This is a genomic window from Streptomyces sp. NPDC028308, assembly GCF_055565855.1.
In genome coordinates, this window is record NZ_JBVHTO010000019.1 from 108,282 (window position 1) to 129,958 (window position 21,677).

At 72.2% G+C, this 21,677-nt stretch carries 24 protein-coding genes and 2 pseudogenes; 21 read left to right on the top strand and 5 right to left on the bottom strand.

Annotated features, from left to right (window positions below):
• The first annotated feature begins 329 nt into the window (after nucleotides 1–329).
• Nucleotides 330–908 carry a hypothetical protein gene (locus ACZ4VA_RS36860; RefSeq protein WP_389393003.1) on the top strand — a complete coding sequence of 193 codons (579 nt, stop codon included), beginning with the start codon at nucleotides 330–332 and terminating at the stop codon, nucleotides 906–908.
• Between the two features lie 35 nt (nucleotides 909–943).
• Nucleotides 944–1,432, top strand: a complete 489-nt coding sequence (locus tag ACZ4VA_RS36865) for an ion channel (protein ID WP_389393002.1) — start codon at nucleotides 944–946, stop codon at nucleotides 1,430–1,432.
• 306 nt (nucleotides 1,433–1,738) lie between these two features.
• On the opposite strand, the pseudogene ACZ4VA_RS36870 reads toward ACZ4VA_RS36865, so the two are convergent.
• The 5 genes and pseudogenes from ACZ4VA_RS36870 to ACZ4VA_RS36890 all read right to left on the bottom strand — a co-directional run.
• Nucleotides 1,739–2,026 (bottom strand): annotated as a pseudogene (locus ACZ4VA_RS36870) (tyrosine-type recombinase/integrase); the annotation flags it as partial.
• Nucleotides 2,010–2,288: pseudogene (locus ACZ4VA_RS36875) on the bottom strand (HD domain-containing protein); the annotation flags it as partial. The pseudogenes ACZ4VA_RS36875 and ACZ4VA_RS36870, both read right to left, overlap by 17 nt.
• Nucleotides 2,289–3,017: 729 nt before the next feature.
• Complete coding sequence (locus tag ACZ4VA_RS36880; RefSeq protein ID WP_468084189.1) at nucleotides 3,018–3,254, bottom strand: hypothetical protein; 237 nt, start codon at nucleotides 3,252–3,254, stop codon at nucleotides 3,018–3,020.
• A 198-nt stretch (nucleotides 3,255–3,452) separates the two neighbouring features.
• Entirely contained in the window at nucleotides 3,453–3,872 is a 420-nt protein-coding gene (locus ACZ4VA_RS36885; RefSeq protein ID WP_355786052.1) for a hypothetical protein, read from the bottom strand.
• The gene (locus tag ACZ4VA_RS36890) at nucleotides 3,865–4,689 is read right to left on the bottom strand and encodes a 4'-phosphopantetheinyl transferase family protein (protein WP_356169560.1); all 825 of its coding nucleotides are present in this window, start codon (nucleotides 4,687–4,689) and stop codon (nucleotides 3,865–3,867) included. The genes ACZ4VA_RS36885 and ACZ4VA_RS36890 overlap by 8 nt, the downstream gene beginning before the upstream one ends.
• Before the next feature lie 428 nt (nucleotides 4,690–5,117).
• On the opposite strand from ACZ4VA_RS36890, the gene ACZ4VA_RS36895 reads away from it, so the two are divergent.
• The 19 genes from ACZ4VA_RS36895 to ACZ4VA_RS36985 form a co-directional block, all read left to right on the top strand.
• A complete protein-coding gene (locus ACZ4VA_RS36895; protein WP_121402202.1) occupies nucleotides 5,118–5,378 on the top strand; it encodes an acyl carrier protein in 261 nt (86 codons plus the stop codon).
• A gap of 4 nt (nucleotides 5,379–5,382) precedes the next feature.
• The gene (locus tag ACZ4VA_RS36900; RefSeq protein ID WP_356169556.1) at nucleotides 5,383–6,588 is read left to right on the top strand and encodes a beta-ketoacyl-[acyl-carrier-protein] synthase family protein; all 1,206 of its coding nucleotides are present in this window, start codon (nucleotides 5,383–5,385) and stop codon (nucleotides 6,586–6,588) included.
• Nucleotides 6,585–7,757 (top strand): beta-ketoacyl synthase N-terminal-like domain-containing protein, encoded by a 1,173-nt coding sequence (locus ACZ4VA_RS36905; RefSeq protein ID WP_355786025.1) that lies wholly within the window; start codon nucleotides 6,585–6,587, stop codon nucleotides 7,755–7,757. Before ACZ4VA_RS36900 ends, ACZ4VA_RS36905 begins: the two co-directional genes overlap by 4 nt.
• Nucleotides 7,735–8,877, top strand: coding sequence for a beta-ketoacyl synthase N-terminal-like domain-containing protein (locus tag ACZ4VA_RS36910; RefSeq protein ID WP_355786029.1), 1,143 nt, complete (start codon nucleotides 7,735–7,737; stop codon nucleotides 8,875–8,877). The genes ACZ4VA_RS36905 and ACZ4VA_RS36910 overlap by 23 nt, the downstream gene beginning before the upstream one ends.
• Entirely contained in the window at nucleotides 8,867–9,736 is an 870-nt protein-coding gene (locus tag ACZ4VA_RS36915; RefSeq protein ID WP_355786032.1) for a beta-ketoacyl synthase N-terminal-like domain-containing protein, read from the top strand. The genes ACZ4VA_RS36910 and ACZ4VA_RS36915 overlap by 11 nt, the downstream gene beginning before the upstream one ends.
• A complete protein-coding gene (locus ACZ4VA_RS36920) occupies nucleotides 9,733–11,502 on the top strand; it encodes a serine aminopeptidase domain-containing protein (protein WP_356242972.1) in 1,770 nt (589 codons plus the stop codon). The genes ACZ4VA_RS36915 and ACZ4VA_RS36920 overlap by 4 nt, the downstream gene beginning before the upstream one ends.
• Nucleotides 11,499–12,143: a 2-hydroxychromene-2-carboxylate isomerase gene (locus ACZ4VA_RS36925; protein WP_355786038.1), complete on the top strand. Its 645-nt coding sequence runs from the start codon at nucleotides 11,499–11,501 to the stop codon at nucleotides 12,141–12,143. Before ACZ4VA_RS36920 ends, ACZ4VA_RS36925 begins: the two co-directional genes overlap by 4 nt.
• Before the next feature lie 7 nt (nucleotides 12,144–12,150).
• Nucleotides 12,151–12,327, top strand: coding sequence for a hypothetical protein (locus tag ACZ4VA_RS36930; RefSeq protein WP_355786041.1), 177 nt, complete (start codon nucleotides 12,151–12,153; stop codon nucleotides 12,325–12,327).
• 39 nt (nucleotides 12,328–12,366) lie between these two features.
• Complete coding sequence (fabG, locus tag ACZ4VA_RS36935) at nucleotides 12,367–13,107, top strand: 3-oxoacyl-[acyl-carrier-protein] reductase (RefSeq protein WP_355786043.1); 741 nt, start codon at nucleotides 12,367–12,369, stop codon at nucleotides 13,105–13,107.
• Nucleotides 13,104–13,580 carry a 3-hydroxyacyl-ACP dehydratase FabZ family protein gene (locus ACZ4VA_RS36940; protein ID WP_356242978.1) on the top strand — a complete coding sequence of 159 codons (477 nt, stop codon included), beginning with the start codon at nucleotides 13,104–13,106 and terminating at the stop codon, nucleotides 13,578–13,580. Before fabG ends, ACZ4VA_RS36940 begins: the two co-directional genes overlap by 4 nt.
• A complete protein-coding gene (locus tag ACZ4VA_RS36945) occupies nucleotides 13,573–14,049 on the top strand; it encodes a 3-hydroxyacyl-ACP dehydratase FabZ family protein (RefSeq protein ID WP_356169546.1) in 477 nt (158 codons plus the stop codon). The genes ACZ4VA_RS36940 and ACZ4VA_RS36945 overlap by 8 nt, the downstream gene beginning before the upstream one ends.
• Nucleotides 14,049–15,254 carry a beta-ketoacyl synthase N-terminal-like domain-containing protein gene (locus ACZ4VA_RS36950; protein ID WP_356169544.1) on the top strand — a complete coding sequence of 402 codons (1,206 nt, stop codon included), beginning with the start codon at nucleotides 14,049–14,051 and terminating at the stop codon, nucleotides 15,252–15,254. Before ACZ4VA_RS36945 ends, ACZ4VA_RS36950 begins: the two co-directional genes overlap by 1 nt.
• On the top strand, nucleotides 15,251–16,300 hold the full coding sequence (locus tag ACZ4VA_RS36955; RefSeq protein WP_452921642.1) for a beta-ketoacyl synthase N-terminal-like domain-containing protein: 1,050 nt from the start codon (nucleotides 15,251–15,253) through the stop codon (nucleotides 16,298–16,300). The genes ACZ4VA_RS36950 and ACZ4VA_RS36955 overlap by 4 nt, the downstream gene beginning before the upstream one ends.
• Nucleotides 16,297–17,121, top strand: a complete 825-nt coding sequence (locus tag ACZ4VA_RS36960; RefSeq protein ID WP_356169539.1) for an alpha/beta fold hydrolase — start codon at nucleotides 16,297–16,299, stop codon at nucleotides 17,119–17,121. Before ACZ4VA_RS36955 ends, ACZ4VA_RS36960 begins: the two co-directional genes overlap by 4 nt.
• A gap of 62 nt (nucleotides 17,122–17,183) precedes the next feature.
• Nucleotides 17,184–18,749, top strand: a complete 1,566-nt coding sequence (locus ACZ4VA_RS36965; protein ID WP_468084194.1) for an MFS transporter — start codon at nucleotides 17,184–17,186, stop codon at nucleotides 18,747–18,749.
• Between the two features lie 60 nt (nucleotides 18,750–18,809).
• The gene (gene fabD / locus ACZ4VA_RS36970; RefSeq protein WP_355789017.1) at nucleotides 18,810–19,811 is read left to right on the top strand and encodes an ACP S-malonyltransferase; all 1,002 of its coding nucleotides are present in this window, start codon (nucleotides 18,810–18,812) and stop codon (nucleotides 19,809–19,811) included.
• Nucleotides 19,808–21,379, top strand: coding sequence for an acyl-CoA carboxylase subunit beta (locus ACZ4VA_RS36975; RefSeq protein WP_355789011.1), 1,572 nt, complete (start codon nucleotides 19,808–19,810; stop codon nucleotides 21,377–21,379). Before fabD ends, ACZ4VA_RS36975 begins: the two co-directional genes overlap by 4 nt.
• Before the next feature lie 5 nt (nucleotides 21,380–21,384).
• Nucleotides 21,385–21,582 carry an acyl-CoA carboxylase subunit epsilon gene (locus ACZ4VA_RS36980; protein WP_468084201.1) on the top strand — a complete coding sequence of 66 codons (198 nt, stop codon included), beginning with the start codon at nucleotides 21,385–21,387 and terminating at the stop codon, nucleotides 21,580–21,582.
• A partial coding sequence (locus ACZ4VA_RS36985; RefSeq protein ID WP_279617129.1) for a biotin carboxylase N-terminal domain-containing protein occupies nucleotides 21,582–21,677 on the top strand: 96 nt, incomplete at its 3' end. The genes ACZ4VA_RS36980 and ACZ4VA_RS36985, both read left to right, overlap by 1 nt.

Genomic DNA, 21,677 nt, shown 5'->3' on the forward strand with positions numbered 1-21,677 from the left:
CGTGTGCAGCCACCGGTTCCCGAGCTGCGAGCCTCGAAGATCATGGCCCAACGTCGTGCTTTAACGGGCAGGTCCACTGACTGCCCGACTCGCCGGAAGCTTAAGGGGCCATGATCACTCGCCCCAAAGCAGCTCCAGCCCAAAGCCGCTCCGCCGACCGCGCGGTCTGGTTCCCGATGCGTCCCCGGAGGAGCGGGCCCCGCTGACCATGATCAAGAGAGCGGTAGGCGCCTGAACAGCTAAAATGGGATAGCAAGCCCAACGAGCGGACCTGGCTGTGACCTCAATCAGGCCTTGATCTCGGTCACTCGGCTGCGAAGGACGTTCTCATGACGTCGGAGACCACCTCGGTCGCGCAATCTGGGCAGGACTCGGTAGTCATCGCCAGCTTCGACAACCGCCATCGCGCCGAACGCATGCTGGCGTCGCTCGGACGAGGCTTCCGCAGGAAAGCCCGCAAGGGCAGCACGAATGCCGTGGTGATCAGAGGAAACGCTGACGGCTCGCTGAGCCTGACCCAGTCCCGCGTGCTCACGGCCAACGGTCTTGCCAGTGCCCTGTTCCGCATCTCCATCTCCTGGATGATCGGTTTCATGGGGCTGCTCTCCGCGCTGAAGGGGGCAAAGGTGGGGGCACACGCCGCTGAAGTGCGTAAACGGCACGTCGGAACCAACGCGCAACACGCGCAGAGGATCCTCGCAGAGGCCGGCCCTCATGCCGCCATCACACTGGTTCGCTGCAAGGACACAGAAACACGGCAGATGGTCGTCACAGCAGCGGCCGAACGCGCGAGAGACAGTTGGGATGGCTCGCTCACAGAGCTCCTCGCCGCCCTTGAACCTGGCAGTGCCCACGATTGGGTGCGCGCCGCCGTCGACGAGTCCTCCCACACGCCTCGCGACCAATGACTGGCGGAGCTGGCCCCACCAGGCCCCCGCGCGGCATGATCGTGCGGGCTGTTCTGCGGATCGCGGGATGCGTCACCGTTCTGATGACCTTGTACTTTCTGCTGCCCCTAGATCACTCCTCGCCCTGGTTCGCCGTCACGATGCTGGTCATCGGGTTGGCGGCGTTTGTGGCCCTGGTCGGGTTTCAGGTCCGCTCGATCATCCGCTCGCCGTTCCCTGGACTGAGGGCCGCCGAAGCTTTGGCCATTAGCGTTCCCTTGTTCCTGCTTCTGTTCGCCAGCACCTATGTCGTCATGGCGGCTATGTCAACCAGCAACTTCGGTGGGCCCCTCACGCACACGGACGGGTTGTACTTCGCCGTCACCCTCTTCTCGACGGTCGGCTTCGGCGACATCACGGCTAAGAGCGAGGTAGCTCGGCGCGTGGTCACCGGGCAGATGATCGCTGATCTCGTCATCCTCGGGCTTGCGATCAAGGTCATCATGGGTGCCGTCAGTCGGCACCGACAGCCGGGAGACTCTTAAGGCACCCGGCCGGTCCGCAGCCGCACCTACCGTTGCCGTTCCGTGGTCCGCTGACCGATCTTGGTTGCGCTGTTCTGACATCCACGAGTGACATCAACAGCCTGGGACGTCAGCACGCGTGTGTGGTCTGGCATGGCCAGCACGGTCGGGCAGCGCCCCAGTACTGCCTGGACGTCATCGATCTTGTAAAGCGAAGGTCGTCGGTTCGAATCCGACAGGGGGCTCTTGTCTTGAACAGCGCGAACGCCCCGGCCGACGGAACGGTCCGGGGCGTTCGGCGTTCGGGGGTGACATGAATGCGGGCGTTCACTCCCGGTCGATGCGGCGCCTGAGCAGGCGGTCCATGTGGCTGCCTCGCGCTGCGTGTCGGACGGCACGTGCGTGTAGACGTCCATCGTGATGCCGATCTGGCCGTGGCCGAGGATCTCCGTCACGACCCCGGGGCGCGACACCGGCCGCGGTGAGAAGCGTGGCGCAGCCGTGGCGGGCGTCGTGCAGACGGATGCGGCAAAGGCCGGCGGCGTCGGTGATGCGGAAGAACGACCGGTTGATGTTCTGCGGGTCGATCGGGCGGCCGGTGCGGGTGGTGAGGACGCGCCGGTGCGTCCAGCGATTCGAGGTGCCGGGCACCGTGAAGGGGATGAAACGCGGTCTTCTGCAGCTCGGGTACGTAGCCGATGTCGTGCAGCCACGCGGCAGCGACGAGGAGATCCCGGTCAGCTTCGGCCACAGCGGCAGTGGCTCCCTGAGCCCGAGCGGCCACAGTCTGCGTGTGCAGCCACCGGTTCCCGAGCTGCGGAAGAAGGGACTCGGCGAGGTCGGCCGCTCCTCGAGGCGTGCCCAGTACAGAAGGCATGGATGGAACGGTGGCCGAGTCGAGCAGTGAGCCGACAGGCCACGATCGAGCGGTTGTGTCTTGAGCACGATGACGTGGCCACCCTTATAGCGACGTTCGTGATGTGTATACCGCACCGACCATGGCTCGTAGGGGTCACGCCGGATGCCGTGTAGGGAGCAGCCGTCACGGCCGAAGTCGGCACGGGGCTGAAAGCCTCCGAAAATGCCTGCGCCAGGGCTGGCTTGCCACTTTTGGTGCGCGGCCCGCATCCTCAACTCCATGAGCTGGGTCCACTCAGTGGAGACCAAAGCTGGCGTCTCTCCGCGCCGGTGCTGTTCGAGCCCTTCAGGCGTAAGCAGAAGGGAGAGGCCGTCCTTACGCGTCGCATCCCCGATCACCCAGCGGGCCCCCACAAGCTCCAGCGGCCCCAAGTGCTCCGGCACAGCATCTCCCTCCGTCTACGAGACCGGAAACTTAACTGACGCCCGGGGAGGACTCATCAGCGGTAGACCCTTGATCCTGTTCCCGTGTCGCAGGCGAGAGCCCAAGCTCGCCAGACGCAAGGGAGTTGGCTGTTAGCGCATAGCTCGTAGACTGACATCACCGGCTGACATCAACGGCGGCGAACGATGGTGCACCGAAGCGGTCGCAGTCGGATCGGCGAGCGGCCAACGAGCCCCGTTTAGGCACGCCGCACCGCGCAGCGTGCGAAGGTGACATCGGCGGGGGCGCTCGCTCGGCGGAGCCCTACGAGGAGGAGTCGCGGTCCCGTAGGGCGCTGATGCCTCCGCCGTCGTTGAAGTGTTGGCGGGCGTGGGCCTGGCGGCGGGCGTCGCGCAGGGCTTGCGTGGCCGCCGTCTCGATGCGGTGCCCGTCCGGGCCGGAGACGCTCCGGCGCCGCTCTCGGCGCACCAGCACGGTCAGTGCGGCCGTCAGGACGGCCGCGACCGCCGACGCGGCGATCACCAGGTAGACGATCGTCACCCCGTATTCGTCCCGGACCGCTCGTGACGGTCCCGGTGCCGATCACCCCCAGCTGCCCCAAGGGCAACCGTACGCCTCGGGCCGGCGCGCGGGAGGGTGCGTTTCCGGCACCGGCAACTCGTGGAACTGTGCCGCCATCCGGCAACGTCAGGCAGGCAAGGTGGGGTTTCTGGCCATCAGGATCGGCGGAACCCCGACTCAGATGTCAACGTGGTCATATGTGCCGTCGTGGAAGTTGAAGGTCTTCACGTCTGTGTCGTACTCGTCGCGTATGTGGCCGCCGTAGCCCTCGCGCGCGATGTGAGGAGCCATCAGCTCCAACAGGGCGTCGAGGTGGAGCTTGAGGTCATCGACCCAGTAGAGGCGGGCGAACAGCTCCCATTCGTAGCGCTCTCCCGAACCCGTGATCTCCTGCACGGTGCGGCGGAGCGACACGGTGTCACCGCCGGGAAGACGGCTGCTTCCCGGGAGAAGTGACGGGTAAGGATGGTCTTCAGGGTCCAGGTCGTCCGGACACTCGTCGTCCATGCCCATGTGCCAGCGCAGTGCCGCCAGTACCGAGACCGGAGTGTCGTCGCTCAGGAAGCACGAGAAGACGACTTCGTAGTGATCACTCATGGCGCGCATTGTGTGCGCCGGCACTGACATCGCCGCAGGGAGCTGTTCCGCCGCGCTCAGCGGGCCGGTATGGCGGGCACGGCCAGCCGTCGTCGCCCCGCGGTGTCAGGGGACCGTGCAGGCGGATTTCGGGGGGCCTCGGGGCGGTGGGTGTCGTCGCTACGGCCAGGGACGCGGTCCAGGGGGTGGGGAGCGGGAGGTCGGTGACGGACCACGGGCGGGTGTCGCCGGGGCGGGCGCCCGCCGTGACGCGTACCGGGCCCGGTGCGGCCGGGTCGCTCTCCAGCCGGGTGAGGTCGGTGGTGACGCCGATGCCGACGGCCTTGAGGACGGCCTCCTTGCGGGTCCAGCACCGCAGGAAGGCCGCCTCGCGCGCCGGGCCCGGTGCCAGGGACGTCAGATGGGCCCGCTCCGCGGGGGAGAGGGCGACGGACGCGAGCTCCGTGGTGGCCAGGGCGCGCCGGCGCTCGACGTCGACGCCGACGAGGCGCTCGCTCACCGCGAGGGCCGCGCAGCCGTCGGCGTGAGAAATGCTGATGTGCGGCGCGGCGGCGGGACGCAGCACGACCGGTGGCCCCTTGTCGGGGGCGCCGCAGCACGGGCAGGCCGCGCGGCCCAGTTCGATGTCCTCGGGCCGGGCCCCCAGCAGGACGCCGAGGGCCCGCCTCACGCCCGCGCGGGAGCCGACGACGGACGCCTTGGCGCGCGGGGTGCGCGCACGGTCGACGCGGGCGCGCTCCGCGGGACTGAGCAGCGCGAGGTCGGCCGGTTCGAACGGCACCGGTATGCGCCACCACCACACGTCCGCCGTCGCCATGTCACTCGTCTCCGTCGCCTGCGGGAAAAAAGCTGCCGTCGCCGTCCGTATGGTGCACGCGCTTGTCGTCCGGCGGGGGAATGTCGGCATCTTCCTGCCGTGATGTTGCTGGTTGTTCGTGTCAACGGCTAGAAAGTCCCCGGGAATATCCCGCCGTTCGGAGTGCGGGCGGGAATTCCGTATCCGTCGGCCGGTCGTCCGTTCCCCCGCTGCCGCCCGCGGACGGATCAGGCGGAGGCCGGTGACCCTCGGGTCGCCGGCCTCCGCCTTTCTGCTGTCCGGACGCGGCGCCGTAATTGTGAACGCCCATGGTTGCTGGTCCGGCGGGCGGACCGGCTCTTAGTGTCATGGCAAGGGAATCGGAAATCCGTTCCGGCGTCCGACGGTTGACAAGTAACCAGTGCATTTCCCACGGGAGGAATTCCAGTATGTCGAACGGAACCAAGCAGGAGCAGCTCGACGAAATCCGCGAGATCGTCGCCGAGGTGCTCGAGCTGGAGCCGGAGGAAATCACGGAGACCAGCCTCTTCGTCGAGGACCACGAGGCGGACTCGCTGCGCGCGATCGAGATCCTGGCGCGCCTGGAGAAGAAGTACAAGGTCGAGATACCGCAGTCGGAACTGCCCAAGATGGTCAACCTCACCGAGGTGCACCGGATCCTGGGGCAGCACGCGGGCTGGCAGGACTGACCCCATGCGACGGGTAGTCATCACCGGCCTCGGGCCTGTGTCGAGCATCGGTATCGGAGCGTCCGCCTACGGCGAGTCGCTGCGGGCGGGCGTCAACGGGGTGTCCCCGATCGCCTGCTTCGACTCCAGCGGCTTCCCCTACTTCATGGCCGGCGAGGTGCACGATTTCCGGCCGGAGGAGATGGTCCGGCGACTGTCTGTCGACGAGTGGGGCCGCACCAGCCTGTTCGCGGCGTCCGCGGCCCGTCTCGCGGTCGCGGACGCCGGGATCGACGAGGAGGAACTGGCCGCCTCCCGGGCCGGGTCGAGCATGGGCACCACCGGCGGCGAGTCGCAGGTGCTCGAACGGCTCACCGGCGACGCACTGCGGGCCGGCGTCCAGGGCCTGGACGCCAACCTGGTCCGCCAGGTCTCCAGCGCCCGCCTCTCCCAGGCGGTGAACCGGGAGCTGCGGCTGACGGGCGACGCCGTCACGCTCTCCACCGCCTGCTCGGCCAGCAACTACGCGCTCGGCTACGCCTACGACCTGATCAGGACGGGCGAGGCCGACTACATGATCGCCGGCGGCGCGGACTCGGTCGGCCGCTGGTCGCACGCCGGCTTCTACCGGCTCGGCGCCCTCACCGAGAAGGCGTGCTCGCCCTTCGACAAGAACCGGTCCGGGATCATCACCGGCGAGGGCGGGGCGGCCATGTTCCTGGAGAGCCTGGAGTCCGCGCAGGCCCGGGGCGCCCGTATCCACGCCGAGGTGCTCGGCTACGGCGTCAACTGCGACGCCAACCACATGGTGGCGCCGAACCGGGACAGCATCGCCGAGTGCATGCGCCTGGCCCACCGCAACGCCGGGGTCCAGGCGGCGGACGTGGACTACATCTGCGCCCACGGCACCGGCACCCCGGCGAACGACCAGGTGGAGGCCGGGGCGGTGGTCGACGTCTTCGGGGACAGCCCGCCGCCGATCAGCTCCACCAAGTCGATGCTCGGCCACACCATGGGCGCCGCGAGCGGCCTCGGCGCGATCGCGTCGGTGCTCGGCATCACGGGGTCGTTCCTGCCGCCGACCATCAACTACAGCACCCCCGACCCCGCCATGCCCCTGATCGACCCCGTTCCCAACACCGCACGGCCCGCGGACGTGCGCATCGCCCAGGTGAACGGCTTCGCGTTCGGTGGCAACAACGCCATCGTCATGCTCGGGAGGTACTCATGACGGCGACGGCAGCCGAGCTGTCCGCCACCACCCCGCCCACCACTCCGGCCGTCCTGGCCATCACCGGTCTCGGCGTGCTGTCCGGCGCCGGCATCGGCACCGAGGCCCTGGTGGGCGCCCTCACCGCGGGAAGGTCCGCCACGGCGGACGTGTCCGGGATGTTCGAGGACCCGCTGCCGCGCCCGGACGCCCACGCGCTGGTGGACTTCAAGGTCCGCGACTTCCTCGGCCGCAAGGGGACCTCCTTCTTCGACCGCAGCACCTCGCTCGGCATGGTCGCCTGCCAGGCCGCCCTCGCCGACACCGGCCTGGAGGTCGGCGACGGCAACCGGGCCCGTATCGGCATCACCCTGGGCACCACCGCGGGCAGCGCCAAGTCCACCAGCGACTACAGCCGGGACACGTTCGTCCAGGACCGGCCCTACCTGGTCAACCCGCTGCTGTTCCCCAACGCGGTGATGAACTGCGCGGCGGGGCAGGCGGCGATCCGGTACGGGCTCCAGGGGGTGAACGCCACCATCGCGGGCGGCCCGCTGGCGATGCTCAACGTGCTGCGCTACAGCCGCAACCTCATCAGCTGCGGCTACGCGGACGCCCTGCTGGCGGGCTGCGTCGAGGAGTTCAGCCCGCAGTCGGCCTGGGCGGTGCACTACGCGCAGTCCACCGACGGCGGCGAACTGCCGCCGGGTGAGGGCGCGGCGGTGTTCGTCGTGGAGAGCGCCGAGGCGGTGCGCGCCGCGGGGCGCCGGCCCGACGCGGAGGTGCTCGCCGTGGAAACCGGCGTGTACGACCCGCCGGGCACCGACGGCACCTTCGTCGCGGGTCTGACGGCCTGTCTGGCCCGGGCCCTGGAGCGGGCCGGGGTGGAGCCCTCCCAGGTGTCCGCGGTGGCCACGGCGACCAGCGGCATGCCCCGTTACGACGACGCGGAGGACGCGGCCGTCGCCGCGGTCCTCGGCGCCGGACCCGAGCGGCTGCGCGTCAAGGACGTGACCGGGGAGGCGTTCAGCGCCTCGGGGGCGTTCCAGCTGGCGGCGCTGATCGCCCGGCACCGGGCCGAGCCCGCGCGTGACGGCGACATCTCCGTGATCACCACCCTCGGCGGTGACGGCGCGGCCGGCGCCGCCGTGGTCAGGGGGTGGAGCCGTGCCGACCGCCATCACGGGTAGCGCGATGATCACGTGCCTGGGCGATCTCGACGAGACGCTCCAGGCACTGCGGGACGGCCGCTCCGGCGTGTCCCCGCTGCGCTGCGGCGACCCGGCCAGGCTGAACGTCGCCAACGCCTACTCGATCGACGACGACGAGGAGACCCCGCCCGGCCTGCCCCGGCTGGCCGGACGGTGGCTCGCCCGCTGTGTGGAGCGGGCGCTGAAGGAGGCGGGCGTGGACCCGGCGCGACGCCGGGTCGCGGTCCTCGTCGGCACCGGCCTGCGGGAGCTGCGCGCGGTGGAGCAGTGGTACGCCGACGGTGTCCCGCTGCGTCTGGCCGAGCTGCACTTCGCCGAGGCGGTGCGTTCCGTCGCCCCGGACGTCACCGAGGTGCACACGATCGCCAACGCCTGCGCCGCCTCGGGCTACGCGCTGGCCCTGGCCGCGGACATGCTCGAACTCGGTGAGGCCGACGCGGTCGTCGCGGCCGGCTGCGACACCATGACCGAGAGCATGCTCACCATGATCGGCCGGGTCGGCGCGGTCAGGGCCGACATGGTCCGGCCCTTCGACGCCGACCGCGACGGCGTGCTGCTCGGCGAGGGCGCGGTCGCCGTGGTCCTGGAACGGGCGGAGCGACTCACCGGCGACAGACGGCCGTCGGCGCTCGTGCACGGCGTCGGCCTCGGCTGCGACGCCCACCACGAGACCGCCCCCGACCGGGCCGGGATCGTCGCGACGATGCGGGACGCGCACGAGCGCGCCGGTGTCACCCCGGACGACATCGGCCTGGTCCTCGCCCACGGGACCTCGACCGCCCTGAACGACCCGACCGAGGCCGGGGCGCTGCTGGAGGTCTTCGGCACCGACGGCCCGCCCGTCACCGGCATCAAGGGTTCCGTCGGGCACACCTCCGGAGGCGCCGCGTTGATGAGCCTGCTCGTCGCCGTGGACGCGCTGCGCACCGGCGTCGTACCACCCACGGCCGGTCTGCGCAGGCCCGACGCCGAGGCCGAGAAGCTCGACCTCGTGTACGGGGAGCCGCGGCCCTCGCGGGCGCGGCTGGCCCAGGTGAACGCGTTCGGCTTCGGCGGAGTGAACGCCGTGACGGTCGTGGAGGCCTGCGATGAGCACTGACACCCGCGAACTCGCCCTCGACGGCTGGGCCGTGCACGTGCCCGGACTGTCCGCGGCGGACCTGCCCGGCTCGCCGGAGACACCGGCCTGCCGGCCCGAGGACGCCAAGGAGGTGCTCGGCCGCAAGGGGCTCCTCGGCAAGGAGCCGTCGACGCGGCTGGCGCTGTGCGCGGTCCACCGGGCCCTCGGACTGCCGCCCGGCCCCCTCGCCGGGCCCGTCCCGGACGCCGCGGGCACCGCCGTGGTCGTCGCCTCGAACCTCGGCAACGTCGAGACCGTGTGCACGGTCCTCGGCGACATGCGCGAGCGCTCCGGCTCCGTGGTCAGCGTGCTGGACGCGCCCAACGCGTCGAGCAACGTGATCGCGAGCACGGTGGCGATCCGGTACGGCTTCACCGGCCCCAACCTGGCCGTGTGCAGCGGCGCCACCGCGGGACTCGACGCGGTGGCCCTCGCCTCGCGGCTGGTGCGGGCCGGCCGGGCGCGGCGCGCGGTCGTGGTGGGCGTGGAGCCCGCCGACCCGGTGGCGGTACGGCTCGCGGCGCTGCGCGAGGACGCCCCCGCCCCGCTGACCGCCGCCGCCGGCTGCCTGCTGCTGGGCCTGCCGGGCGCGTGGCAGCGGCCGGACGGGCTGCGGATCGGCCCCGTCGTACGGGCCGCCGGACCGGTCACCCCCTTCCACGCGGAACCCGGGGACTTCTATGGGGCTGCCGGTGTCGTCCGGCTCGCCGTGGCCGCCGCCCGTCTCACCGCCGTCGGCCCGAGCGAGACGCCGGTCGCCGTCGGCTGCGGAGACGCGGAGGACGGCTGGGCGGGCACGCACCTCACCCTCGTACGACGGGCGGAGGCCCTCGCGTGAGCACCTGGACGAAGGTGGCCGAGCGGGACGGCCTGGAGGTCTGGCGCGGGCCGGGGGAGGGTCCCGCGCTGGTGGCCGCCCACGGCATCGAGGACTCCTGGGGGTGCTGGCGCCCCCTCGCCGGCCGGCTCCCCGGCTACCGGCCCTACGCGCTCCAGCTCCCCTGGCACGGCGGCAACTCCTACGCCTGGCGGCCCGAGGGCTCGCCGGGCCAGTGGCTGAGCCGCGCGCTGGACCTGGTGCCGGAACCGCCCGTCGCGCTCCTCGGCCACTCGTTCGGGGCCAACGCCATCCTGGAGTACCTCTCCGGCGAGGACGTGCGGCCCGGGATCGAGGCCGCGGTCCTGGCCGCACCCTTCTACCGGCCCGCCGACTTCCCGCTCACGCCCGAGCTGCGCACCCGCTCGCTCGCCGCACTGCGCAAGGTGATCGTGGAGGGACTGCGGCTGGGTCTCGGCGCACGCGGCGAGGCCCTGGACCCCGAGGTGCGCCGCCTGATGGTGCGCAAGCTCCTCGACCGCGCCGTACCGGGCGGATTCCCCGTGTTCTACGAGGAGTTCGCGCAGTCCGGGCTGCTCGACCTGACCCGCGTCACCGTGCCGACGCTCGTGCTGGCCGGCACCCGGGACGAGTCGCTGACACCCATGCGGGCCGCCGCCCTCGACCGGGACATGCCCGCGGCGACCGTCCGCCTGCACCCCGCCTACGGGCACTTCTGCCACGTCGCGCAGACCGAGCGGATGAGCGGGGAGACCGCCGCGTTCCTCGCCGCCGCCCTCGCACCGACCCCGCACACCACCGAAGGAGATCCCGCCGTGCCCGAACTGCTCGACGGCGAGCCCACCAGCTACGTGGGCCAGCCGCGCTACGAAGGCGCCAACATCCGTACCTGGATCGGCTTCAAGCACTTCATGTACCTGGCCGAGGAAGCCGTCCTGCAGTACTTCGCGGACCGCGGCGTGGACGCCAGGACCCTCTACCACACCTACGGTCTCGGCCTGGAGATCGTCGACTCCTCGGTGCAGCTGCCGGTGGCCCTGGAGGTCGGCGAGCAGGTGTACGCCACCGTGGTCTCGGCGACGCCGAAGCCCGGCCAGGGCGCGCCGTTCGCCGTGTCGCTGACCGTGGAGCGCGAGGGCCGCACGGTCACCGTGCTCAAGGGCAAGGTCCGCGCCGCCCTCGTCACCGTCAAGGACGGCTCGGGCTCGGAGCCGGTCCCCGCCTTCCTGGAGCCGTACGTCGTCCCCGAGGTGGCCGCGCTGCACAACAGCGCCGCCGGGAGCCTGCCGATCGCCGAGGGCCAGGAGGTCGCCGACGTGCTGGCGCCCGAGGGCTCCGGTGCCTACCTGTGGGACTGGCGGGCCCCCTACTACTACTGCCACTTCTCCGACCGGCTCCAGCACTCCGCGTACATCCGCACGCTGGAGGAGGTCGTGGACCGCTACCTGCACTCGCGGGACCTGGCGATCGGGCGGCTCCTGGAGGAGCGCGGCTGGATCCCCGTGGTGTCCCGGGCGCGGGTCCAGCTCCTCGGCGACATCTGGATGGAGGAGACCGTCCACACCGTCTTCCGGGTGGACGAGATCCTGCGCGACACCATGTACACCGCGCGCATGGACTGCTACGTCCGGCGCGGTGACCGCCTGGAGCGCGCCGCGACCGCCACGATCATGCACGGCTACGCGATCAGCCGCGGCGAACTGGCCGGCACCGTCGCCGTCCTGGACGAGCAGGTCCAGACCGCGCTGCGCGGAGGTGCCGCATGAGCCCGCGCCGGCCCCCGCGGCTGTACTTCTCCCTGCGCAGCCCCTTCAGCTGGATGGCGCTGCGCCGTCTGGAGGAGACGCGGCCGGACGCCCGGGAGCTCATCGAGTTCGTGCCGTTCTCCGAGCCGGACGCGCGCAGCGCGGCGGACTTGGAGGCGGCGGGCGGCGAGTTCCACTACGTGGCCATGAGCAAGGCCAAGCACCTGTACATCCTCAACGACACCAAGCGCCTGGCCGCGAAGTACGGCTACGCCATGAAGTGGCCCATCGACAAGGGCGACGAGTGGTGGGACCTGCCGCACCTGGCCTGGTTCAAGGCGGGCGAGCTGGGCGTCGAACGCGCCTACTACGACGCCGTGATGGCGGCCCGCTGGGAGCGCGGCGAGAACATCTGTGACCCCGGCACGCTGCTGCGGGTCTGCGAGGAGGCGGGCCTCGACGGCGCGGCGCTGACCGGCGCCCCCGACGAGCCGCACATCCGCGAGCAGGGCGTACGGGCGCTCATGCGCATCTACGAGGACGACGTCTTCGGCGTCCCGTACTTCAAGGTCGGCCGGCACCGCTTCTGGGGCCTCGACCGGCTCGACGACTTCCTGGCCGCGCTGGACGAGGCGCTGGCCGGCACGACGGCGAAGGGATGAGGCACCGATGACCACGACGACCACCGCGACCGCGGCGAAGGCCGCCGCGAGCGAACCGGCACCGACCACCGCGTACCCGCTGGTGGACACCGAGTGGGGCGAGGACCCGCTGCTCGGCGTCCCGCGCGAACTGCGGGAGCGGATCGGCTCGATGGACCAGGACACCGCGGGCGGCTGCGGCTGACGCCGTGCCCCCGCCCCACCGACTCAGAAGGGCAGTGCAGTGACCGAACGTCAAGTGGCCATCGTCACCGGAGGATCGCGCGGCATCGGCCGTGCCGTGGCCGTCCAGCTCGCCGCGGACGGGTACGACATCGCCTTCTGCTACCGCAGCGGCACCGAGGCGGCCGCCGAGACCGAGAAGCTGGTGCGGGACCGGGGCGCGCAGGTCCACCACGCGCCCTGCGACGTCTCCGACTTCGACGCCGTGCAGGAGTTCGTCGGAGCCGCCGCCAAGCGCCTGGGCCCGGTCTCCGTCCTGGTGAACTCCGCCGGTGTCGTGCGGGACAACCCGATGGTGCTGATGCCGGTCGAGGACTGGCACACCGTCATCGACACCAACCTGACGGGCACCTTCAACTTCTGCCGCTCGGTGGGCTTCGGCTTCATGAAGCGCAAGAAGGGCGTCATCGTCAACATGTCGTCCATCTCCGGGGTCTACGGCCACGCCACGCAGAGCAACTACTCGGCGTCCAAGGCCGGCATCCAGGGCATGAGCCTGTCCCTGGCCAAGGAGGTCGCGGCCTACGGCATCCGCGTCAACGTCGTCGCGCCCGGCTTCATCGAGACGGACATGACCGAGGCGCTCCCGGAGAAGGTGCGCGAGCAGGCCCTCAAGTCGATCCCGCTGAAGCGGTACGGCGGCGCGGACGAGGTGGCCGACCTGGTGTCGTTCCTGGTGTCCGACCGGGCCGCGTACATCACCGGCGAGGTCATCCAGATCGACGGCGGAGTCGCGCTGTGAGCAGCCCGGCCGCGGTCGCCGTGGCCGAGGAGAGCGCCGTGACGGGGCCCAGGCGGCGCGCCACGTCGGTCGACGCGGCCCACCTGGTGACGGTCCACTCGCCGACCGAGGTCACCGTGCGCAAGCTGATCGCGGCCGACGAGCCGTATCTGGAGGGCCACTACCCGGACTTCACCGTCTACCCGGGCGCCTTCATCGTCGAGTCGGTCTGCGAGGCGGTGCTGCACCTGGTGCGGCACACGTCGGGCGCGGACGCCTGGGCGCGGCCCGCCGCCATCCGGTCGGTGCGCTTCACCAGCGCGCTCGCCCCCGGCGACACCCTGGAGGTGCACTGCGTGTGCCGGCCGGAGGCGGCGGGCGTGCTCGCGGTCGAGGCCCGGTGCACCAACGGCGGCACCAAGGCGGCGCTGATCAAGATGACCTTCCGGACCACCGCGGACGCGGACGACCTGCCGGGAGGCCCGGATGCTTGAGTACGCCGACATCCGCGGAGTGATCCCGCACGCCCACCCGATGCTCCTGGTGGACCGGGTCGTGGAGTGGGAGCCCTACGACCGGATCGTCACCCTGAAAGCGGTCACCGGGAGCGAGCCCTGCTACGCGGGCCTGGCCCCCGGAGCGCCCCACCGCGCCTTCGCCTACCCGCCCTCACTGCTCATGGAGTCCTGGGGGCAGGGCGGCGCCATCCTGTGGATGCGGCGGGTCGACGAGCGGGGCGAGCGCGGCGGGGCGCCGATCCTGGCCGCCTCCCGCGACATGACCTTCCACCGCGAGGTCTTCCCCGGGGACACGCTGCGGCACGTCGTGCGGGTCGACCAGTACTCGGGCAGCAGCGTCATCATGAGCGGCGAGTCCTACGTCGGTGACGACCTGGTCGCCGAGATCGGCTACGCCATCGCGGTGCTGCGGCCGGCCGAAGAGCTGACCTGGGGCGCGGCCTGATGGACACCGACGTGGTCATCACCGGTCTCGGGGTCGTCTCGCCGCTGGGCCGGGGCGTCGAGCGGTTCTGGGCGGGCCTGCTGCGCGGCGACGTGCCGGTGAGCCCGCTCGCCTTCCCCGGCGCGGCGATGCCCGGCTCCCTCGCCTACCGGGCCGAGGACCCGCCCGCCTCCGGTCTCCCCGCACGGGCGGGCCGGGCGAGCGGGTTCGCCCTCGCGGCGGCCCGGGACGCGCTCGCCGACGCCGGTCTCGGCACCGGCGGCCCCGAGGAGCTCGACGGCGTCGGGGTCTGCGTGGCCACGGGCAACGGCGACAGCGACGTGCAGGAGGCGTGCCGGGACGGCCGGCGCGAACCGGACGGCGACAGCTGGTTCCCGTACGGCACCGCCGGTCTGCTGTCCGACCGGCTCGGCCTGTACGGGCCCGGCGTGACCGTCTCCACCGCGTGCGCGGCCGGTGCCTACGCCGTCGCCATGGGCGCCGACATGATCACCGACGGCGAGGCCGACACCGTCCTGGTCGGCGGCACCGAGGCGATCTCCCGGCCGGCGGTCGGCGCCTTTCTGCGGCTGGGCGCCGGCGACCCGCTGCACTGCCGTCCCTTCGACGCCGAGCGGGCCGGCACCGTGTACGGGGAGGGCGCCGCGTTCCTGGTGCTGGAGTCGGCCGCCCGCGCGGCGGCCCGCGGCCGGACCGCGTACGCCCGGGTCGTCAGTTCCGGCTGGAGCTGCGACGCCTTCCACGTCACCGCGCCCGACCCGCAGGGCACCCAGGCCGTGCGCGCGGTCCACGACGCGCTGCGGCGCGGCGGGATGGACTCCGCCGACATCGGCGCGGTGCTGTGCCACGGCACCGGGACGCCCGCGAACGACGCCGTGGAGAGCGGCGTCACCGCCCGCGTGCTGGGTGCCCGGACCCCCGAGGTGCCGGTGACCGCCGTGAAGGCGTCCCTGGGGCACAGCGGGGGAGCGGCGGGCGCGTTCGGCTGCCTGGCCGCCGCGCTGGTCGTCCGGCACGGGCTCGTGCCCCCGGTCGGCACCCTGCGCCGGCTCGACCCCGGGTGCGCGCTGCGGGTCGTGCGCGACACCCCGCAGGCGGCGGCACCGGGCACCGTCCTGGTCAACGCCTACGCCTTCGGCGGCAACAACATCTCCGTGGCCATCGGCAGTCCGGCGGCCGGCGCGGGCCGGGAGGCGATCGCATGAACTCCGACATCGGCGGCCAGGTGGCCGTCACCGGCATCGGCCCCATCAGCACGCTCGGCATCGGCGCGAAGGAACTGGCCGCCGCCCCCACCGTGACCGGCGCCGTCGGCGAGGCGCCCGCCGGGCAACGGCGGACGCGGGAGCTGGACGGCTTCCACCCGGCCGAGTTCCTCGGCAGGCGCGGCTGGCGGCTGCTGCCCCGCGCCACCCAACTCGCCCTGGCCGCGGCCCGTCTCGCGCTCCCCGGCCCCGACGCCATGGGCGCGCCCGCACGGGAGCGCACCGGGGTCGCCCTCGGCACCAACTTCGCCGTCGACGAGATCGTGGACCGCATCGACCGCGCGCTGCTGGAGGAGGGCGTCTCCGGGATCAGTCCCGTCGAGTGCCCGAACTTCGCGATCAACGTGCCGGTGAGCCAGGTCTCCCTGTCCTACGGCCTCAAGGCGTTCAACGTGACGCTGGTCAACCTGCTGACCGCCGGCTACGAGTCGGTCCTCCTCGGCGCGCGGGCCATGCTCGCGGGACGGGCGGACGCGGTGCTCACCGGCGGCATCGAGGGACTGCCGCCCGCCGGGGCGGGCGCCCTGTGCGGACCGGACGCCGACGTGGCGGGCGCCTGCCTGCTGCACCTGGAACCGGCCGGGGCGGCCCTGCGCCGCGGCGCCGTGGTCCACGGCCGGCTGACCGGCGGGGCGCGCCGCGTGCTGCCCCGCGCCCCGCGCGACGCCGAGCGGGTGCTGGGGGCGGTCCTCGACCGGCTCGGTGACCCGCCGCCCGCCGCGATCCGCCTGCACGTCCCGCTGACCGGGGCGGGGGAGCGGACCGCGGAGGCCGGCGCGCGCTGGGCGGCCCTGCACGGGGTGCCGGACGCGGTGACGGTCGTCCGGGGCGGCGCCCAGGCCGGGGTCACCGGCCTCCTCGCCCTCGCGCAGCACCTGGCCCGCCCGGCCGCCGCCGAGGGCGCCGGGGACGTGGCGTTCCTGACGCTCGGACCGCAGGGCCACCTGGTCGCCCTGCGGGTCACCCGGGAAGGCGGCACCGGATGAGCCGAGCACCCCGGCCGGACCCGGTAGGCGAGAGCACCGTGCTCGGCGAGGACCTGGCCGTGCACCGGTTCGGGACCCCGCCCGCCGCCGCGTTCGTGCACGGCCTGGAGGACGCCTGGAACTCGTGGACGCCGCTGGCCGGGCTGCTCGCCGGCCGGCTGCGCGGCTACCCCCTGGACCTGCCGTGGCGCACCGGGGGCACCTACCGCTGGCGCAGCCGGGGTTCCACCGCCCAGTGGGTGGACGCGGGACTGAAGCTGGTGCCCGAGCCGGTCTCCGTCCTGGTGGCCCACTCGCTGGGCGCCAACGCCGTACTCCAGTGGCTGGCGACGGGCGTACGGCCGGGACTGGACGCCCTGGTCCTGCTCTCGCCGTTCTACTGGCCGCCGTCGCAGCCCGCGGACTGGCAGATGTTCGACTCCTTCCGCGAGGACTTCGCCACCGTCATGACGATGGGCCTGCGCACCCGGCTGGGCGCGCGGGCGCAGACGATGGACCCGGAGATCTTCAACGGCATGGCCCGCAAGATGCTGGAGGGCATGGGGCCGCAGGCCTTCCTGGCCCTGTTCGACCAGTACAGCGCGGCCACCGGACTCGACCTGGCGCACGTCGACATCCCCACCCTCGTCATCGGCAGCCCGCACGACACCGGTCTCGCGGGCGAACGGGCCGACGCGCTGAAGGCGGACATGCCGGCCGCCGAGTTCCATCTCGACCCCCGTCTCACGCACTTCTGCCACTCGGACCAGCCGGACGAGGTGGCCCGTCTCGTCCTCGCCTTCCTCGACCGGACGGCGGGGGCACGGCGCACCGCCGCCTGAACCCGCCGCACCCGGCCCGCACCCGCCGCACCACGCACCCGCAACGAAGGAGTTGACCCCCTGTGCCGACGCATCCCGCACACCGGTCCGGGAAACCGGCCCTGACGATGGTGGCCGCCCTGCTCGGCCTGTTCATCGCGCTGCTCGACGTCACGGTCGTCACGGTCGCGCTGCCCACCATGGGCACCGACCTGGACGCCTCCTTCTCCGACCTGGAGTGGGTGGCCAACGCGTACATGCTGGCCCTCGCGGTCTTCATCGTCACGGCCGGACGGCTCGGCGACCTCTACGGACAGCGCAGGATCTACGTCATCGGCGTGACGGTCTTCCTCGCCGGCTCGCTGGTCTGCGGCGCCGCCGGAGAGCTGGCGCCCTTCGGCTGGTCGCACATCACCACGCTGCACGCGGGCCGTGTCGTGCAGGGCGTCGGCGGAGCGGTGATCATGCCGCTGACGCTCGCCATCGTGTACTCCTCCTTCGAGGGCAAGGCGCGCGCGCTCGGCATCATGCTGTGGGGTGCCGTGGGCGGACTCGCCACCGCGCTGGGCCCGTTGATCGGCGGCGTCCTGGTGGACCACGTCGGCTGGGAGTGGATCTTCCTGGTGAACCTGCCGATCGGCCTGGTGGTGGTCGTCGCGGCCCTCGGCATCAAGGACAACCGGCGCGAGAGCGGCCCCGGGCGGCCCCCGCTGGACCTGGCGGGACTGCTGACGGTCAGCGGCTCGCTGCTCTGCCTCAACCTCGCGCTGATCAACGGGGCCGACTGGGGCTGGACCTCGGGCCGCGAACTGGCGCTGTTCGGCGGCTCGGCGCTGCTGCTGCTCGCCTTCCTCGCCGTGGAGTCCCGCTCGGCCGCCCCGATCATGAACCTCGGGTGGTTCAGGCGGCCCTCCTTCGGCGGCAGCGTCACCGCGGGCTTCCTGCTGGGCGCCGGCATGTTCTCGGTGATGTTCTACCTGTCCATCTACATGCAGAGCGGCCTCGGACTGACCGCGCTGGAGACCGGCGTACGGCTGCTCCCGCTGACCCTGATGCTGATCGTGGGCGCCCCGCTGGGCGGCAGGCTCGCCGCGAAGCTGGGGATGCGCGGTGCCATGGCGGTCGCGTTCGGCCTGATGGCCGTGGGCATCGCCCTGTTCACGCTGACGGACCCCGCGGGCGACCCCGGTTCCTGGACGCGGCTGCTGCCAGGCCTGCTCGTCACCGGCCTCACGCTGGGCATCCTCATGCCCGTCTCCTCCGAACTGACCGTAGCCGCCGCCCCGCAGGACCAGGTCGGCGTGGCCGCGAGCGCCGGCACCATGTTCCGGCAGGTCGGCAACGCCGTGGGCGTCGCCATCATGGGCGCGCTGATGAGCACGCAGACCGAATCCGCCACGGAGCAGGCCGAGAAACTCGCGGCGAAGGGCACGCTGACGCCCGAACGGGCCGCCGCGCTGAAGCAGGCGGCCATCACCGACGGACTGGACCACGGCGCCTGGTTCGCCGCCGCGGTGACGCTGACCGCGGCCCTCGTCGTCGTGCTGTTCGTCCGCGACCTGCCGCGCACCCCCGGGACGAAGACCCCGGCCGACGGGACCCGAACCCCCGTCGCCGGTGTCGCCGTCACCGACGCCGGACGGCCGTGACACCCCGTCCCCGCTTCCTTCCATGACACAGGAATCACCAAGAAAGGCGGGTCACCCGTGATGGGCAAGACCGCGTTCGTCTTCCCCGGCCAGGGGTCGCAGCGGGTGGGCATGGGGCTCCATCTGCTCACCGAGCGACCCGACTTGCTGGACACCTACTATCGGGCGGCCGACGACATCCTCGGCATCCCCCTGTCCGCCCTGTGCCGGGAGGGACCGGAGGAGGCCCTGCGCGACACCTCGGTCACCCAGCCCGCGGTGTTCCTGACCGCCCTCGCCACCCTGGACGTCCTGCGGGACAAGGGACTCGAACCGGACCTCGTCGCCGGGCACAGCCTCGGCGAGTACACCGCCCTGGTCGCCGCGGGAGTCCTCGACTGGACCGACGCGCTGCGCCTCGTACGCCGACGCGGCCTGCTCATGGCCGGGGTCAACGAACGGATACCCGGCCGGATGGCCGCCGTGCTAGGCCTGGACCTCGCCGTGGTGGAGGCCCTCTGCGACCGGGTCACCCTGGAGCTCGGCCAGGTCGTCGAGGTCGCCAACGACAACGAGCCCCGGCAGGTCGTCGTGTCCGGCGAGCGGGAGGCCGTCGAGCGGGTCCGCGCCGAGGCCCAGGACGCCGGGGCCGTCAAGGCGCTGCCGCTGGCCGTCGGCGCCCCGTTCCACTCCAGCCTGATGAGCGGCATCGAGGAGGAGTTCGCGGCCGCGCTCGACCGGGTCGAACTGCGCGCCCCGCGCGTGCCGTTCGTCTCCGGCGTCACCGCCGGGCTCGTCACCACGGCCGAGGACGTCGCCCGCTGCCTGCGCCGCCAGCTCGCGGGCCGCGTGCAGTGGACCGGGACCGTGCGCACCCTCGCCGAAGAGGGCGTCACCACCTTCGTCGAGGTCGGCCCCGGCAAGGTGCTCGGCGGTCTGTGCCGCCGTATCGTGCCGGCCGCCGCCGTGCACGCCACGCACGACGAACGCGCACTGGCCAGGACGCTGTCCGCCGTGCCGCCGACCGCCGGAGGCACCGCCGGCCGACCCCTCGAACCCGCCACCCCGGGAGCCGCCGTATGACCACCGTCCAGGAGAACAGGGGCCCCGGTGAGCGCGTCGCCGAACTGGCCCGGATCAAGGGAGCGCTCCGGGAGGGGCCGGACCCCGCGGCGACCGAGCGCCAGCACGCCAAGGGCAAGCTGACCGCCCACGAGCGCATCGAACTGCTTCTCGACGAGGGCTCGTTCAACGAGATCGAGGCCCTGCGCCGGCACCGCGCGACCGGTTTCGGACTGGAGCAGCGGCGCCCGTACAGCGACGGCGTGATCACCGGCTGGGGCACCGTCCACGGCCGTACGGTCTTCGTCTACGCCCACGACTTCCGCATCTTCGGCGGCGCCCTGGGCGAGGCGCACGCCGAGAAGATCCACAAGGTGATGGACCTCGCCGAGTCGGCGGGCGCGCCGCTGGTGAGCCTCAACGACGGGGCGGGCGCCCGGATCCAGGAAGGGGTGACGGCCCTCGCGGGCTACGGCGGCATCTTCCGGCGCAACACCCGCTGCTCCGGCGTCATCCCGCAGATCAGCGTGATGCTCGGCCCGTGCGCGGGCGGCGCGGCCTACAGTCCCGCGCTGACGGACTTCGTGTTCATGGTCCGCGGCACCTCGCAGATGTTCATCACCGGGCCCGACGTGGTGCAGGCGGTCACCGGCGAGCAGGTGACCCAGGACGGGCTCGGCGGCGCCGACGTCCACGCGGCGACCTCCGGCGTGGCGGCGTTCGTCCACGACGACGAGGAGCAGTGCCTGGAGGAGGTGCGCTACCTGCTGTCGCTGCTGCCGTCCAACAACCGCGAGGTGCCGCCCGCTGAACCGTGCGACGACCCCGTGAACCGCAGCACGGAGGCGCTCGCCGAACTCGTCCCGGCGGACCCGGGCCGCTCCTACGACATGCGCGCGGTCGTCGCCGAGATCGTCGACGGCGGCGAGTACTTCGAGGTCAGCGAGCGCTGGGCGACGAACGTCCTGTGCGTGCTGGCCCGCCTGGACGGCCGGGTCGTCGGCATCGTCGCCAACCAGCCCGGAAGCCTCGCGGGCGTGCTCGACATCGAGGCGTCGGAGAAGGCGGCGCGCTTCGTGCAGTTCTGCGACGCGTTCAACATCCCGCTGGTGACGCTGGTGGACGTGCCCGGCTTCCTGCCCGGGGTCGGCCAGGAGCACGACGGGATCATCCGGCGCGGCGCCAAGCTGCTGTACGCGTACTGCAACGCCACCGTCCCGCGCGTCTCGCTGATCCTGCGCAAGGCATACGGCGGCGCCTACATCGTCATGGACTCCCGTTCCATCGGGGCCGACCTGTCGCTGGCCTGGCCGTCGAACGAGATCGCGGTCATGGGCGCCGAGGGCGCGGCCAACGTCATCTTCCGCAGGGAGATCGCGGCGGCCGACGACCCCGAGGCGACCCGCAGCCAGAAGATCAAGGAGTACAAGAGCGAGCTGATGAGCCCGTACTACGCCGCCGAGCGGGGGCTGGTCGACGACGTCATCGACCCCGCGGAGACCCGTTCGATGCTGATCCGCTCGCTGGAGATGCTGCGCACGAAACACGTCGACCTGCCGTCGCGCAAGCACGGCAACCCGCCGGTGTGAGCGCCGTGAGCGCCGGCCGTCCGTCCTTCACCCTCGTCCGGGGCAACACCGACCCGGAGGACCTGGCCGCCCTGGTCGGCGTACTCCTGGCGGTCTGCCGGGAACCCTCGGCCCCGCCGGAGCGTCGTTCGGTGAGGGCCGGATGGGACCGTGCCCCTCACCGTTCCTCGGCGCAGGCCGGGTCTTGGAGGTCTCTTCCGTAATGCGCAAGGTGCTCATCGCCAACCGTGGCGAAATCGCTGTCCGCGTGGCCCGGGCGTGCCGGGATGCCGGGATCGCGAGTGTTGCCGTCTACGCC